The sequence below is a fragment of the Herbaspirillum aquaticum genome, assembly GCF_002213425.1.
GTDB lineage: Bacteria > Pseudomonadota > Gammaproteobacteria > Burkholderiales > Burkholderiaceae_D > Herbaspirillum > Herbaspirillum aquaticum.
Genome location: NZ_NJGV01000001.1, coordinates 446267 through 460749, shown reverse-complemented (window position 1 = coordinate 460749; position 14483 = coordinate 446267). Strand labels below are relative to the sequence as shown.

Annotated in this window: 12 protein-coding genes; 3 read left to right on the top strand and 9 right to left on the bottom strand. The window is 65.7% G+C overall.

The window, feature by feature from the left end; all coding sequences use genetic code 11:
* Positions 1-336 precede the first annotated feature (336 nt).
* The 3 genes from CEJ45_RS02065 to CEJ45_RS02055 all read left to right on the top strand — a co-directional run bounded on the left by CEJ45_RS02065 (position 337) and on the right by CEJ45_RS02055 (position 5050).
* Positions 337-3789 carry an ATP-binding protein gene (locus CEJ45_RS02065; RefSeq protein ID WP_088753575.1) on the top strand — a complete coding sequence of 1151 codons (3453 nt, stop codon included), beginning with the start codon at positions 337-339 and terminating at the stop codon, positions 3787-3789.
* Entirely contained in the window at positions 3767-4759 is a 993-nt protein-coding gene (locus CEJ45_RS02060; protein ID WP_088753574.1) for a response regulator transcription factor, read from the top strand. The genes CEJ45_RS02065 and CEJ45_RS02060 overlap by 23 nt, the downstream gene beginning before the upstream one ends.
* A 93-nt stretch (positions 4760-4852) precedes the next feature.
* Positions 4853-5050: a hypothetical protein gene (locus CEJ45_RS02055; RefSeq protein WP_008329502.1), complete on the top strand. Its 198-nt coding sequence runs from the start codon at positions 4853-4855 to the stop codon at positions 5048-5050.
* Between the two features lie 70 nt (positions 5051-5120).
* On the opposite strand, the gene CEJ45_RS02050 is transcribed toward CEJ45_RS02055, so the two are convergent.
* The 9 genes from CEJ45_RS02050 to cobJ are packed head-to-tail and all read right to left on the bottom strand — an operon-like array spanning position 5121 to position 14471.
* Entirely contained in the window at positions 5121-6590 is a 1470-nt protein-coding gene (locus CEJ45_RS02050) for a cobyric acid synthase (RefSeq protein WP_088753573.1), read from the bottom strand.
* Positions 6583-7593: a threonine-phosphate decarboxylase CobD gene (cobD, locus tag CEJ45_RS02045; protein WP_088753572.1), complete on the bottom strand. Its 1011-nt coding sequence runs from the start codon at positions 7591-7593 to the stop codon at positions 6583-6585. The genes CEJ45_RS02050 and cobD overlap by 8 nt, the downstream gene beginning before the upstream one ends.
* Positions 7586-8545 carry an adenosylcobinamide-phosphate synthase CbiB gene (gene cbiB, locus CEJ45_RS02040; protein ID WP_088753571.1) on the bottom strand — a complete coding sequence of 320 codons (960 nt, stop codon included), beginning with the start codon at positions 8543-8545 and terminating at the stop codon, positions 7586-7588. Before cbiB ends, cobD begins: the two co-directional genes overlap by 8 nt.
* Entirely contained in the window at positions 8539-9150 is a 612-nt protein-coding gene (gene cobU / locus CEJ45_RS02035; RefSeq protein ID WP_088753570.1) for a bifunctional adenosylcobinamide kinase/adenosylcobinamide-phosphate guanylyltransferase, read from the bottom strand. Before cobU ends, cbiB begins: the two co-directional genes overlap by 7 nt.
* A complete protein-coding gene (bluB, locus tag CEJ45_RS02030; protein WP_088753569.1) occupies positions 9147-9818 on the bottom strand; it encodes a 5,6-dimethylbenzimidazole synthase in 672 nt (223 codons plus the stop codon). Before bluB ends, cobU begins: the two co-directional genes overlap by 4 nt.
* Entirely contained in the window at positions 9815-11149 is a 1335-nt protein-coding gene (locus CEJ45_RS02025; RefSeq protein ID WP_088753568.1) for a cobyrinic acid a,c-diamide synthase CobB, read from the bottom strand. Before CEJ45_RS02025 ends, bluB begins: the two co-directional genes overlap by 4 nt.
* On the bottom strand, positions 11149-11751 hold the full coding sequence (gene cobO / locus CEJ45_RS02020; RefSeq protein WP_088753567.1) for a cob(I)yrinic acid a,c-diamide adenosyltransferase: 603 nt from the start codon (positions 11749-11751) through the stop codon (positions 11149-11151). The genes CEJ45_RS02025 and cobO overlap by 1 nt, the downstream gene beginning before the upstream one ends.
* A gap of 30 nt (positions 11752-11781) precedes the next feature.
* A complete protein-coding gene (locus tag CEJ45_RS02015) occupies positions 11782-12909 on the bottom strand; it encodes a CobW family GTP-binding protein (protein ID WP_088753566.1) in 1128 nt (375 codons plus the stop codon).
* A 2-nt stretch (positions 12910-12911) separates the two neighbouring features.
* The gene (gene cobJ, locus CEJ45_RS02010; RefSeq protein WP_088753632.1) at positions 12912-14471 is read right to left on the bottom strand and encodes a precorrin-3B C(17)-methyltransferase; all 1560 of its coding nucleotides are present in this window, start codon (positions 14469-14471) and stop codon (positions 12912-12914) included.
* Positions 14472-14483 lie beyond the last annotated feature (12 nt).

Genomic DNA, 14483 nt, shown 5'->3' with positions numbered 1-14483 from the left:
GCAGCGCAACAATACGTTGTTTGACGTAAGCCCCCTGCTGGTGCGGCCCGGCGGCCTGCACAGCTTTTGACCATGGCTTGCCTGCTGTTGGTGCGCACTTTGCGTGCGTGGCGTCGGGATGCGGCGGCGGCATCCACGCAGCCTGCCATTTGTTGGTGAATTCTCATGGTGTGCAGACAGGCATCTACGTCATTTGACGTATGCCCTCCTACCCGGAATGGTTTGAAAATTGCTTGGACATAAACACGAGCGAACCTGATCGTGTGCGCTGCAACGAGCCTGACAAGACACTGACGACGACAACCCTCCGGATCCCTGACCTCACCAAGAGCCACCGTGACCCATCCCGCCACTCAACGCATCGTCAAGGTCCGGCGCGACTACAACACCTGGGTCGCCAACGAGACGCTGGAAGACTACGCGCTGCGCTACACGCCGCTGTCGTTTCGCCGCTGGTCGGAATTCCGCCTGGCCAATACGGCGCTGGGGGCCACCTCTTTCCTGGCGCTGGAAGCCATCAGCGGTGCCATCACCCTGAGCTATGGCTTCACCAATGCCTTCTGGGCCATCGTCTGCGTGATGGTGCTGTTCTTCGCCACCGGCCTGCCCATCAGCTATTACGCGGCACGCTACGGGGTGGACATGGACCTGCTCACGCGCGGTGCCGGCTTCGGCTACATCGGCTCGACCATCACCTCGCTGATCTATGCCAGCTTCACCTTCATCTTCTTCGCGCTGGAAGCGGCCATCATGGCGCAGGCCATCGAGATCTATTTCGGCCTGCCGCTGGTGTATGGCTACGTGCTCTGTTCGTTGATCATCATCCCCATGGTGGCCTACGGCATCACCCTCATCAACCGGCTGCAGATGTGGACCCAGCCACTGTGGCTGGTGCTGCTGGTGCTGCCCTATGCCTGCGTGCTGTACAAGGAGCCGGAAGCGCTGTCGAACCTGATGAGCTTCGCCGGCCGTGCAGAGGAAGGCAGTTCCTTCAACCTCACGCTCTTCGGGGCCGCTGCCACGGTGGCCTTCTCGCTCATTGCGCAGGTGGGCGAACAGGTGGACTTCCTGCGCTTCCTGCCGCAGAAAACCGCTGCCAATCGCGGTCGCTGGTGGAGCGCCCTGCTGCTGGCCGGTCCCGGCTGGATCCTGCTGGGCGGGGCCAAGATGCTGGGCGGCACGCTGCTGGCCTTCCTCGCCATCCAGCATGAAGTGCCCATGGCGCGCGCCGTGGAGCCGACCCAGATGTACCTGATCGGCTACCAGTACGTGTTCGGCAATCCGGCCTTTGCGCTGGGGGCGGTGGTGCTCTTCGTGGTGGTCTCGCAGATCAAGATCAACGTCACCAATGCCTATGCCGGTTCGCTGGCCTGGTCCAACTTCTTTGCGCGCCTCACGCACAGCCATCCGGGGCGCGTGGTGTGGCTGGTGTTCAATGTGCTGATCGCAGTCCTGCTCATGGAGCTGGGCGTGTTCAATGCACTGGAACACGTGCTGGCGCTCTACAGCCTGGTGGCCATCTCCTGGATCGGCGCCGTGGTGGCCGATCTCGTCATCAACAAGCCGCTGCGGCTGAGCCCGGCGCACATTGAATTCAAGCGCGCCCACCTGTATGACGTGAACCCGGTCGGCGTGGGTTCGATGGCCATTGCCACCCTGCTCTCCACGCTGGCCATGTCGGGCGTGATGGGCAAGACGATCGCCGCGATGGCTCCCTTCATCGCACTGGGCACGGCGCTGGTGACGGCGCCCCTGATCGCGCTGGCCACCGGCAGCCGCTACTACATCGCGCGGCGCGATACGCTGTCCGAACAGAACTATCGTCCGGTCTCGCCGGGCCAAGCGCATTCGGTGCTGGACTGCGTGATCTGTGGCAACGCGTTCGAGACGCCGGACATGGCGCACTGTCCTGCCTACCAGGGGGCCATCTGTTCGCTGTGCTGTTCACTGGATGCGCGCTGCAAGGATCGCTGCAAGACGCCCCGCGCGCGCCTGCCCAACCAGATCCTGCATACCCTGCACCAGTTGATCCCGGCGCGCTTTGCGCTCAAGCTCAATACGCGCATCGGGCATTACCTGAGCGTCTTCGGCCTGCTCGCCGGCGGGCTGGCCATCGTGCTGTGGATGCTGTATTTCCAGCAGATGGCCGATCTCTCCGGGCTCAGCTTGTCTGCACCGGATTCATTGCGGGGCGTCTTCATCAAGCTGTTCTGCCTGCTTCTGGTGGTGGTCGGTGTCGGCGCATGGTGGTTGGTGCTGACCAATGAAAGCCGCGCCGTGGCCCAGGAAGAATCGGAGCGCCAGACCAACCTGCTGCTGCAGGAAATCGAGGCCCACAAGCAGACCGATGCCGAACTGCAACGCGCCAAGGAAGCCGCCGAATCGGCCAACCTGGCCAAGAGCCGCTTCGTGGCCGGGATGAGCCACGAATTGCGCACGCCCTTGAACAGCATGCTCGGCTACGCACAAATCCTGCACGTCGATGCCACCATCCCGCCGGCCCGCAAGGAAGCCATCGCGATCATCCGCCGCAGTGGCGAACACCTGTTGAGTCTCATCGATGGCCTGCTCGACATCGCCAAGATCGAAGCCGGCAAGATGCGCCTGGCCTCGGACGAACTGGCACTGGAAGCCTTCCTGGAACAGATCGTGGGCATGTTCGCGCCACAGGCCGAGCAGAAGGGCCTGCACTTCCGCTTCGAGAAATCGGGCCGCCTGCCGCAGATCGTGCACGCCGACCAGAAACGGCTGCGCCAGATCCTGATCAACCTGCTGGGCAATGCCGTCAAATTCACCGACCACGGTGGCGTCACGCTCAAGCTGCGCTACGCCCGCGAGATCGCCTATTTCGATGTGATCGACACCGGTATCGGCATTGCCGACGAGGACCTGGAACGCATCTTCCTGCCCTTCGAGCGCAGCAGCGCCGCCAATCTGCGGGAAGACATCGGCACCGGCCTGGGGCTGGCCATCAGCCGCATGCTGGTGCACATCATGGGCGGTGAACTGAGCGTGCAGAGCCGGGTCGGCCAGGGCAGCAGTTTCCATCTCAAGATCTACCTGCCTGAAGTCCACGTGCCGCGCCCGCGCCTGAAGCTGGAAGACCAGATGTCGGGCTACGCCGGGCCTTCGCGCCATATCCTGGTGGTGGACGACCAGGCCTCGCAGCGCCGGCTGCTCAGGGACATGCTCATGCCCCTGGGATTCGTGGTGAGCGAAGCCGACAGCGGACTGGCCTGCATGGAACGATTGGGACGCGAAGTCCCGGACCTGATCCTGCTGGATATCGCCATGCCGCAGATGGATGGCTGGACGGTCGCCCGTGCCATCCGCGCACGCGGGCTGGCGCACTTGCCCATCCTGCTGGTCTCGGCCAATGCCTTCGAGAACCTGCACGAGCGCAACGAGCCACCGCTGGTCAATGACTTCGTGGTCAAGCCGGTCTCGTACAACGAATTGCTCGCCAAGATCCGGCAGCACCTGAAACTGGACTGGGTAGCCCAGGCGACACCGGAGGTACCGCCGTCGCTTGTGCCGGCGAATGCGCAAGCGACGGCGCAACCGCTGATGCTGGTGCCGCCGCATGACAAGCTGGCCACCCTGCTGGAACTGGGCAGCATCGGCTACGCCAAGGAAATCCTGCGCCAGCTCGACGCCATGGAGCGCCAGCAGTCGGCCTACCTGCCCTTCACCACCGAGTTGCGGCAGCTGGTCAAGCAATTCCGATTGAATGAATATGTCACCCGCATCAAGGAGCTGATCCGACATGATCTCAACGACGTTCGATAGACACGTGGTGCTGATCGTCGATGACATGCCCGACAACCTGGCCATGTTGTCCGACGCGCTCGATGAAAGCGGCCATATCGTGCTGGTCGCCACCGACGGCCTGGCGGCGCTGCAGCGGCTGGACCACATCACGCCGGACCTGATCCTGCTGGATGCGATGATGCCCGGCATCGACGGTTTCGAGACCTGCCGCCGCATCAAGCAGGTCAAGCGGGTGGCGCATGTGCCGGTGGTGTTCATGACCGGCTTGTCGGAGACCGAACACGTGGTGCGCGGCTTCGAGGTCGGCGGCATCGACTACGTGACCAAGCCGATCCGTCCTCAGGAAGTGGTGGCACGCATCGGTGCGCATATCCGCACCGCGCGCATGATGACGCAAACGCGCGGGATGCTGGAACATGCGGCGCATGCAGTGATCGTGCTGGGCGGCAATGGCTTGCCGATGTGGCAGACCAGCAAGGCCTCACAGTGGCTGGAAAAATACTATGGTCCGGCGGCACCGGCCAGCCACAAGCTGCCGGGGCCCTTGCAGGTCTGGCTCAACGAGCAGCTGGTACGGCAGCGCCAGGGCGAGGGCCTGGATCACGTGCCGCCGTTGATCGTGCGCCAGCAACAGGACGAACTGCACATCACGCTCTCCGGTCCGGGCCAGGGGCATGGCGTGAGCCTGGTGCTGGAGGAGAAGATCGCGGGCGCGTCACCTCGCGGCGAAGAAGCCATGACCCTGCCGGCCACCCTGGAAGGCGCGCGCCTGACGCCGCGCGAAAGCGACGTCCTGCTCTGGCTGGGCAAGGGCAAGACCAACCGCGACATCGCCGAAATCCTCGGCATGAGCCCGCGCACGGTCAACAAGCACCTGGAACATATCTTCGTGAAGCTGGGGGTGGAGACGCGTTCTGCGGCGGCGGTGCTGGCCAGCAGCCTGGCGGCGGCCAGCGTTGCCAGCAGCGGCAGCCAGTTGCTGCAATGAACCCTGCCCAATAAAAGCGCGCACGCATGGCCGGTTTGGCCTATCCTTGCACAGGGCACTCACGCCCATCATCACCGAAGCAAAGGAGTCAACATGCCCAAGAAAGAGAAACTGGACCCGGAAACCGAAGCCCTGATCCAATGGTGTACCGAAGTCGAGCAGTTCCTGGTCAAGGGCGGTGCCACGCTGGACCAGGCACAAGAGCACATCGAGGAACAGGTCGAATGGTTCACTGACCTCTACTACGATGGCCTCACCCCGGAAGAAGCCGCCAAGGAAGCCCTGGCCTGATTCCCATCCGCCACTCCCCCAACCGCATCCCGGCCCGCAAGGCCGGGATTTTCTTTGGTGTCACGCCGTATTACTTCGGCGCAAACCGCGTCGGCACCCGCTGCAAGGCCTCATACAAAGGCCGGCAGGATTGGGCCAGCCGCTCCAGGCTGGCCTCGCGCAGCGCATCCAGGTCCACCGGCTCCGTTCCCGCCAGTCCTGCCCAGGTCAGCAGCGCGCCAAAGGCTTGCGGCGTATCGAACATGCCGTGCAGGTAGCTGCCCAATATCTGCCCATCCTCAGATTGCGCTCCCTCGCCGCGCCCGTCGATGACGAACGCAGGACGCTCCAGTGCCGGGCCGGAGGAGACGCCCATATGGATTTCATAACCGCTCACCGTGGCAGCCACCTCACCGAAGGCGCATTGGCCGGCGACCTGCAGCAGTTTCTTCTCACGCGTCAATTCGGTACGCATCGGCAGCAAACCGAGGCCGACACTGCTGCCGGGCGCACCTTCCACGCCGTGCGGATCATCCACGCTCTCTCCCAGCATCTGGAAGCCGCCACAGATGCCGATGAGCTTGCCGCCATAGCGCAGGTGCCGCGCGATGGCCGTGTCCCAGCCATGTTCGCGCAGCCAGCGCAGGTCACCGCGCGTGTTCTTGCTGCCGGGCAGGATGATGAGATCGGCGGGTGGCACCGGTTGCCCTGGCCCGATGAAACGCAGGTCCACACCGGGATGGGCGCGCAGCGCATCGAAGTCGGTGTGGTTGCTGATGCGCGGGAAGACCGGCACCACGATGCGGAAATCGCCCTTGGTCTCCTGCGTGGCCGCCACCGCATCCTCGGCATCCAGATGCAAGCCATGCAGGTACGGCAGCACCGCCAGCACAGGCTTGCCGGTGCGCGCTTCGAGCCAATCAAGACCCCCCTGCAAGAGACTGATGTCGCCCCGAAACCGATTGATGACGAAGCCGATCACGCGTTCGCGCTCACTCTCCGAAAGACAGTCGAGGGTGCCGGTCAGATGGGCGAAGACGCCGCCGCGGTCGATGTCGGCCACGATGATGACCGGGCAATCGACCGCTTCCGCAAAGCCCATGTTGGCGATGTCGCGCGCACGCAGGTTGATCTCGGCCGGACTGCCCGCGCCCTCCACGATCACGCAGGCATACTGCGCACGCAGGCGCTCATAGGATTGCAGCACCGCCTGCATGGCCTCGGTCTTGTAGCGGTGGTAGTCGCGGGCGTTCATGTCGGCACGCACCTTGCCATGCACGATGACCTGGGCGCCGGTATCGCTGGAGGGTTTCAGCAGTACCGGGTTCATATCGGTGTGAGGCGCGATGCCTGCGGCCTGGGCCTGCAGGGCCTGGGCCCGGCCGATCTCGCCGCCATCGCTGGTGACGGCGCTGTTCAAGGCCATGTTCTGCGGCTTGAAGGGAGCGACACCGATGCCATCCTTCTTCAGCAGGCGGCACAGTGCAGCGGCCAGGGTGCTCTTGCCGGCATCCGACGTGGTGCCCTGGATCATCAATGTATGGAAGGGAAACTCAGCCACGTTGGCTCCATGTGTTCAAGGCCTCTTGCAGCCGCGACCAGCCCGCCTCATCCGGCGGCAGGCCCAGACGGATGCCTCCGGCGCCGCGCGTGAAGAGGCGCACCCAGATGCCGGCACGGGCCATCGCTGCATGAAACGCCTGCGCCTCGGGCTCGGGCCACCACTGGAACAGTGCCGTTCCGCTGGCACGAATGCCGTGCTGTGCCAGCAGCGCTTGCAGGCGCGCTCCTTCCGCCAGCAAGGTCTGCAGCGTGGCGGCCTGCCACGGACGATCACCCAGTGCGGCGCTGCCGATCTGTTGCGCCGGGCCACTGATGGACCAGGGACCGAGCCAGTCGGCCAGTGCATCCAGCACGGCGGGCGCTGCGCCCACGAAACCCAGCCGCAACCCGGCCAGCCCGAAAAACTTGCCGACCGAGCGCAGTACGATCAGGCCCGGCTGGTCGCAGTGGGCGGCCACGCTGTGGGCCTGCACGGTATCGCCAAAGGCTTCATCGACCACCAGCCAGCCACCGCGTCGCGCCAGCAGCGATGCCCAGCGCAATACATCCTCCGGTGCCACCATGGCACCGGTCGGGTTGTTGGGATTGCACAGGACCAGCACCTCGCAGTGCGATCCACGGACCGCCTCATCCAGGTCGTCATACGGCACTTCACGCAGGTCATGCCCGGCGCGCCGCCAGCAGTGGGCGTGTTCGGCATAGATGGGGGCCGCGACCACCACCTGTGACGGACGGCCTTGTTGTTGCAGGCGCAGTTGCGGCAATGCCTGTATCGCCGCCTGCGTCCCCGCCACGGCCAGCAGGCGCGGGGCGCCGTAATACGCGCAGGCCGCCTGTTGCAGCGCGTGCGAGGGCTCGGGCAGGCGATGCCATGCATCGGGCGAAGGCACGGGGGCCGGATAAGGACGCGGATTGATGCCGGTGGAGAGGTCCAGCCACTCACTGCGCGGGCGGCCGTAATGGCGCGCCGCCTCGTTGAGATTGCCGCCGTGTTCAAGCATGAGGCGCTCCCGCTCCGATGGCCAGGCCCAGCAGCGCCACCGCGCAGACGACCGCCAGCCACAGTGCCGTGCTCATCGCTACCAGGCGCCAGGCCCGCACGATGTCCGGCCCTTGCGCAGGCAGGCCACGGCCCAGCGGCGGGCGCTCTTCCACTTCACCGTCGTAGATGGCAGGGCCGCCCAAGGCCAGGCCCAATGCACCGGCGCCGGCAGCCATCACGGGGCCGGCGTTGGGACTGCTCCACGCGGGCGCCTGCGCCTTCCAGCAGTCCAGGGCTTGGCGGCGCTGGCCCAGCCACGCATAGGAATAGGCGGTCAGGCGGGCGGGCAACCAGTTGAGGACATCATCGATGCGGGCCGCAGACCAGCCGAAATACAGGAAACGCGCATTGCGATAGCCCCACATCGCATCCAGCGTATTGGCCAGCCGGAACAGCAAGGCCCCGGGACCACCGGCCACCAGGAACCAGAACAGGGTGCCGAAGACGGCATCGTTGCCATTCTCCAGCAGGGATTCAACACCCGCCTTGGCGAGCTCGCCCTCACTGGACTCACGGGTATCCCGGCTGACGATGTACGAGGTCAGCCGCCGCGCCAATGGCAGATCGCCTTGCGCCAGCGCCCGGGCAATCGGCAGGGTATGCTCGCGCAGGCTGCGCAGGCCGATGCAGAAATACAGCAATGCCGCGTGCACCAGCGCGCCCAGCCATCCAGGCAACAGCGCGATCAGCCAGGCGCAGGCCAGCACCGGCGGCACTACCGCCAGGCACCAGGCCAGCACCCCGCGCAGGCGTAGCGCAGCAGCGTGATTGAGTGCACCCTCGATACGCTTGGCCAGGTTGCCGAAGCCCACCAGCGGATGCCAGCGCCGCGCCTCGCCCAGCAGCAGGTCCAGGGCGATGCCCAGTGCCATCAGCACGGCCAGCGAGGGCCACGACAGTCCGCTCAACATGGGTTGTCCTTGAAGGTCAGCGGCAGGCCGGCCGCGACCCATTGCACGCGTTCGCACAGCGCCGCCACAGCCTGGTTCAGGCGCCCTGCCTCATCGACGAACCAGCGCGAGACCGCCCCTTGCGGCACGATGCCCATGCCCACTTCATTGGAGACCAGGATCACGGTGCCCTGCACTTCCTGCAAGGCCAGCAGGAAGTCCACGCGCTGCTGCGTGAAGGCCAGCGGCGGCGTGATCGGCCCCATCTCCGGATAATCCACGCCCTCGGCAAACAGCAGGTTGGCCAGCCAGACGGTGAGGCAATCGACCAGCACCACGGACCCGGGCCGGCACAGGCTGCGCAGCGCCTGTCCCAGTGCCAGCGGTTCTTCCACGGTGCTCCAGTGACCACCCAGCGCGCGGCGGCGCTGCTGGTGATGGGCAATGCGTTCCTGCATCTCGGCATCGTCGCGGCTGGCGGCGCGATTGGCGGTGGCCAGATAGACGATCTCGTGAGGACCGGACTGCGCTGCTGCCAGCGCCAGGCGTTCCGCGTGGGCGCTCTTGCCGCTGCGGGCGCCGCCGAAGATGAGGCTGCGATGCCGGGATGAGATTGGGGAAGTCATGCTTGTGATGCTCCTTGCGCGGGCCAGCGGTCTTCAAAGACCAGGTCTTGCAAACATTGGCGGGGCGCCCATTGCTCCTGCTCCAGCATGGGCTTGTCATAGAAAGCGGGCACGTGGCCCAGGCACAGTACGGCCACCGGTTCGGCGCCCTGCGGCAAGTGCAGCAATGGGGCCAGCGCGGCCGGATCGAACAGCGACACCCAGCCCATCCCCAGCCCTTCGGCACGGGCGGCCAGCCACATGTTCTGCAACGCGCAGGACAACGAGGCCAGGTCCATCTGCGGCAAGGTGCGGCGGCCGAAGACGTGGGCCTCGCGCCGGTCCATCAGGGCGGCCACCAGCAGCTCGCCACACTCGCGAATGCCTTCCACCTTCAGGCGCATGAATTCGTCCTCGCGCTGATCCAGTGCGCGAGCGGTGGCGATGCGCTCCTGTTCCACCAGGGCATGGATCTGCTGACGCAAGGCATCGCTGCGGATGCGAATGAAGCGCCAGGGTTGCATGAAGCCCACGCTGGGGCCTTGATGGGCCGCCTGCAGCAGGCGTTCCAGCAGTGCCGGCGCGACCGGGTCGGGCAGGAAATGGCGCATGTCGCGCCGCTCGCCAATGACGCGGTAGACCGCGTCGACCTGTTCCTGCGGATAACGATGAGGGGAAGAAGTACTCATGCCCTTGCCCCTCCGAAGAGCGCCGCCACCGTGCGCGGCGCCGAGCGGAAATACGCGTGCAGGTAACTGGCCGTGACCTGGCCACGGCGATAGACCACCTCCCCTTCGGACGAATCGAACAGACGCTCGCCACGCGCGATGAACTCCGCCCCGACCACCGCACGCGAATAGTGGAAGGTGTGGCAGCGCAGATGCTCGCCGACTGCGCCGGGCAGGTTCAGTTTCAGCGTCTGGTAACCCAATCCCTGCAGGCGCGGCTGCACCGTGGCCTGGCCGGGCAGGATGCCGCACAGCTGGCCGCTGCTGCCGTCGCCGGCAATCACCGTCTCCAGCAGGAACAGCATGCCGCCACATTCGGCATAGAGCGGCTTGCCCGCCTCGGCATGGGCACGCAGGCTGGACCGGGTTCGCTGCGCCGCTTGCAGCGCAGGCAGGTGCAACTCGGGATAGCCGCCGGGCAGCCAGACGGCATCGCACTCCGGCAAGGGCTCATCGGCCAGTGGCGAGAAGAAGGCGACGGCAGCCCCCATCTGCGCCAGCAGGTCGAGGTTGGCGGTGTAAATGAAGGAAAACGCCAGGTCCCGCGCCACGGCAATGGTCTTGCCTTCCAACAGGCGCGGGAACGCGCGTTCCGGCGGGGGCGTGCCGAAGTCCACCTGGGCCGGCAAATTGGCCAGTGAAGTCGATGACATTCTCTCGGCCACGGCATCCAGGCGCGCGTCCAGGTCGGCAATCTCGGGCGCGGCTACCAGGCCGAGATGGCGCTCCGGCAAGGCAAATTGCATGTCGCGTTGCAGGCCGGTCAGAAGCGGTACCGAGGGCCGCGCATTCTGCAAGCCCTGGCGCAGCATCTGCGCGTGACGCGGACTGGCCACGCCGTTGGCGAGCACACCGGCAAATTGCAGCTCGGGACGGTAGGCCAGCATGCCTTGCGCGAGCGCGCCGATGGTCTGCCCCATGCCGCGCGCATTGATGACGGCCACGATGGGAATGCCCAGCAACTGCGCCAGATCGGCGCTGCTGGGTTCCCCATCGAAGAGGCCCATCACGCCTTCGACCAGCAGCACGTCCGATTCGGCGGCCGCCAGCGCCACCTGGCGGCGGCAATGATCCTCGCCGCCCAGCCACAAGTCGAGGTTGACTACCGGCTGGCCGCTGGCCTGCTCCAGCACCATGGGATCGAGGAAATCGGGGCCGGTCTTGAACACGCGCACCCGCTTGCCCTGGCGCCGGTACAGGCGCGCCAGGGCCGCGGTAATGGTGGTCTTGCCGTGGCCGGAAGCAGGTGCCGAGATGAACAGGGCGGGACAGCGGTGATCCTGGGATGACATCAGAACTCCACGCCCTTCTGCGCCTTCACGCCCTGCTCCTTGTAGGGATGTTTCAGGGGCCGCATCTCGCTGACCAGGTCGGCCTGTTCGATCAAGGCCTCCGGCGCATGGCGGCCGGTGACGACGATGTGCAGCATCTCGCGGCGTGCCGCAAAGACCCGCAGCACTTCCTCCAGGTCGAGGTACTGGTATTTCAGGACGATGTTGAGTTCATCGAGGATCACCATGTCGTAGCTCGGATCCTCGATCATGCGCACGGCCTCTGCCCAGCCGCGTGCGGCGGTACGCATGTCGGCGTCACGGTCCTGGGTATCCCAGGTGTAGCCTGCGCCGACGACGTGGAAGTCGCAGTTGGCATGTCCGCCCAGGAAGTCCCGCTCGGCGCTGTAGAGCGCGCCCTTGATGAACTGCACCACCCCCAGCTTCATGCCGTGGCCGAGGATGCGCATGCCCATGCCGAAGGCGGCACTGGATTTGCCCTTGCCGGTACCGGTGTTGACGATCAAGAGTCCCTTTTCTTTCTGGGCGGCGGCCTTCTTCTTCTCGAAGCCCTCCTTGTGACGCTGGGTCATGCGCTTGTGCGATTCGGGATCGGTTTTCATGGTGAGGTAGTTTCCTGATACTGCAAAAAATCAAATCCAGTCGGTGCCGGTCAACGACGACAGCAACTGCGCCACACGCGCACGACTGGGGTGGTAGCCGATGAAGACCAGTTCCGACCGTCCTGCGCTCGTGCCGCCCTGCGCACCGGCCACGACGGCACGCGCACGCACGGCTTGCAGCAATTGCGTGCTGCCCTCGCCGGTGGCGATGAAACCCTTGGTCCGCAGGATCGGCTGGTCCAGCGCCACGGCCACGACGGCACGGCGCAGGGCCTCGGGCTCTTGCGCTGTCTGGCTGCGCAGCGTGAAGGATTGCCAGCCGGGGTCCTGCTCGTGGAAATGCTTGTGGGTGGACATGCCGTGGCTGTGCGCCCCCAGCCCGGAGTGCGCATGCCCATTGAAGCGCCACTGGTCCGCTGCCACGGTGGCGCGTTCGCCCGGCATGGCCACCGGCGTGTAATGGTGATGCACCGTGCTGCCCGCCTGGTGCAGGCGCAGGCCCAGTGCGAGGCGGATGTCCAGCCTCGCCCCATAGGCCAGCTCCAGGAAGCGCACATTGGGGGCCAGCGCGCGCACGGTTTCTTCGGCCTGCAGCAGCGGCGCTTCTTCCATGCCATCGATCTTGTTCAACACCACCACGTCGGCGCACTCGAGCTGCTGGCGGAACAGCTGTGCCGTCGCGTCGCGCACGGCGTCCCCGCTGGCGAAGGCTTCCTCCAGCAGCAGCGGCGTATCGACCACGGCCAGCGTGGCGTCCAATACGAAATGCGGGGCCAGTTCCGGCGATTGCAGTACTTCCATGACGGCGCTGGGCAAGGCCAGGCCTGAGGTCTCGATGAGCACATGATCGATCTGCGCCCGCCGCGCGGCCAGGGCCAGCATGGCCGGCACGAAATGTTCATCGTCACCGTAGGCGATGAGGCCATGGGCGAAATCCTGGATCTGCACGTGGCCCTGCGCATCCCCTTCGGCACGCAGCAGGTCGCCATCGATGGCGACCTCGCCGAATTCATTGATGAGCAAAGCCAGGCGGCGCGACTGGCGACGCTGGACCAGGCCGCGCAGCAAGGTCGTCTTGCCGGCACCGAGGAAACCGGTCACCACCGTGACCGGTATCGGCGGCAAGGGCGGCGGCAGGGAGGGTGCGACGCTGGCCATGCTCAGCCCCCGGCCAGTGCCGCCAGTTGCGCCTGCAGGGCCGGCACGTCATGGGCCACCTGCGGATAGGCCAGTACTGGCCGGCGCACCGTCAACAGCGGGATGCCCAGGGCGCGCGCCGCCTCTACCTTGGCCCGATAGCCACCCGCCTCGCCCGAATCCTTGGTGACCACGCAGTCGATGCCCCAATCCCGCCACAGCGCTTCGTTGAAGGCCTGCGAGAACGGTCCCTGCATGGCGCACAGGTGCGCGCGCGGCAAGCCCAGCTCCAGTGCGCGCTGGATGAAATCGGGATCAGCGGTGACGCGTGCGAACCATTGCCTGCCCCCTGCACCGGGTGCCTGCAGGAAGCTGCCCAGGTCCTTGGAGCCGGTGGCCAGGAAGATGCGGCGGCCCATGGCGATGGCGCGCGTGGCGGCGTCTTCCATGTCGGCGCAGGCGTGCGGATCATCGGCAGCCAGGTCGCTCGGACGTTCGTAGCGCAGATACGGAATCGCCAACTCTTTGGCCAGCATCATGAGCTGCTGCGACATCTGCACCGCAAACGGATGCGTGGCATCCACCAGCACGCGCGCCTGGCTCTCGCGCAGGGCCTGGCGACGCGCTTCCACGCCTTGGCGGCCGGACCAGACATGGGCACCCGGGCAATCCTGACTGGCCAGTTCGCCGCCATAGGCGGTCGCCGTGGAGATCACCACCTGCTCACCTTGCGTGGCCAGCTCACGTGCCACCCGATTGCCATCGCTGGTGCCGGCAAAGACCCACACTGCCTGTCGCGGCAGTTGCACCGCTTCGGCGGCTTGCGATTCCTCGCTCCAGTCGTTGTAGCCGCGCGGCGTAAAGATCCAGTCGCGCTTGCGCTGGGTAAACCGGTTGCCGATGACGATCGAGGTCAGCATGTCGAACTGCAGGCCCGGCAATTCGTCCAGGCGATGGATGGACACCTGCTGGCCCGGCCGATAGGCGTTGCGCACCACGCCGCACAGGGTGTGGGGAGCCTTGTGCTGCAGCATCAGCTGCAGGATGCGGTAGACGCCCTCCTGCCGGCCGGCGCTTTGCACGTTGTAGAGCACACAGGCCAGGTCGGCCTGGGCGATGTGGCTGGCGCGCTGCTCGATCCATGACCACGGGCACAGCAGGTTCGACAGCGACAGCGTGGCGAAGTCATGCGACAGCGGCGACCCCAACAGTGAAGCGCAGGCATTGGCCGAGGTCACGCCGGGAATGACGTTGACCTCATAGGTATCGTCCTCGCGCATGTCGTCGAAGGCCAGCGCGGCCATGGCGTAGATGCCGATGTCGCCGCTGGAGATGAGCGCCACACGGCGCCCGGCGCGGGCCTGCTCGATGGCCAGCAAGGCGCGCTCGCGTTCTTGCGTCAGCGGCGGCGTGTGGATTTCCTTGCCCTCGATGTGCGAGGCGATCCAGCGCAGGTACAACTCGTAGGCGACGATGACCTCGCTATCGCGCAAGGCCTCGATGGCGCGCGGGATGATCATTTCTTCGAAACCGGGTCCGACCGAGACCAGGTTCAATACGCCTTTTTTCTTGACGGCTTCCATCTGCATACTTTC

What these genes read in the sequence shown, in the direction of transcription:
- CEJ45_RS02060 (WP_088753574.1), top strand. Translation starts at nt 3,767, where the DNA reads ATGATCTCAACGACGTTCGATAGACACGTGGTGCTGATCGTCGATGAC.
- CEJ45_RS02055 (WP_008329502.1), top strand. Translation starts at nt 4,853, where the DNA reads ATGCCCAAGAAAGAGAAACTGGACCCGGAAACCGAAGCCCTGATCCAA.
- cobD (WP_088753572.1), bottom strand. Translation starts at nt 7,593, where the DNA reads ATGCTTGAACACGGCGGCAATCTCAACGAGGCGGCGCGCCATTACGGC.
- cbiB (WP_088753571.1), bottom strand. Translation starts at nt 8,545, where the DNA reads ATGTTGAGCGGACTGTCGTGGCCCTCGCTGGCCGTGCTGATGGCACTG.
- cobU (WP_088753570.1), bottom strand. Translation starts at nt 9,150, where the DNA reads ATGACTTCCCCAATCTCATCCCGGCATCGCAGCCTCATCTTCGGCGGC.
- bluB (WP_088753569.1), bottom strand. Translation starts at nt 9,818, where the DNA reads ATGAGTACTTCTTCCCCTCATCGTTATCCGCAGGAACAGGTCGACGCG.
- CEJ45_RS02025 (WP_088753568.1), bottom strand. Translation starts at nt 11,149, where the DNA reads ATGTCATCCCAGGATCACCGCTGTCCCGCCCTGTTCATCTCGGCACCT.
- cobO (WP_088753567.1), bottom strand. Translation starts at nt 11,751, where the DNA reads ATGAAAACCGATCCCGAATCGCACAAGCGCATGACCCAGCGTCACAAG.
- CEJ45_RS02015 (WP_088753566.1), bottom strand. Translation starts at nt 12,909, where the DNA reads ATGGCCAGCGTCGCACCCTCCCTGCCGCCGCCCTTGCCGCCGATACCG.
- cobJ (WP_088753632.1), bottom strand. Translation starts at nt 14,471, where the DNA reads ATGGAAGCCGTCAAGAAAAAAGGCGTATTGAACCTGGTCTCGGTCGGA.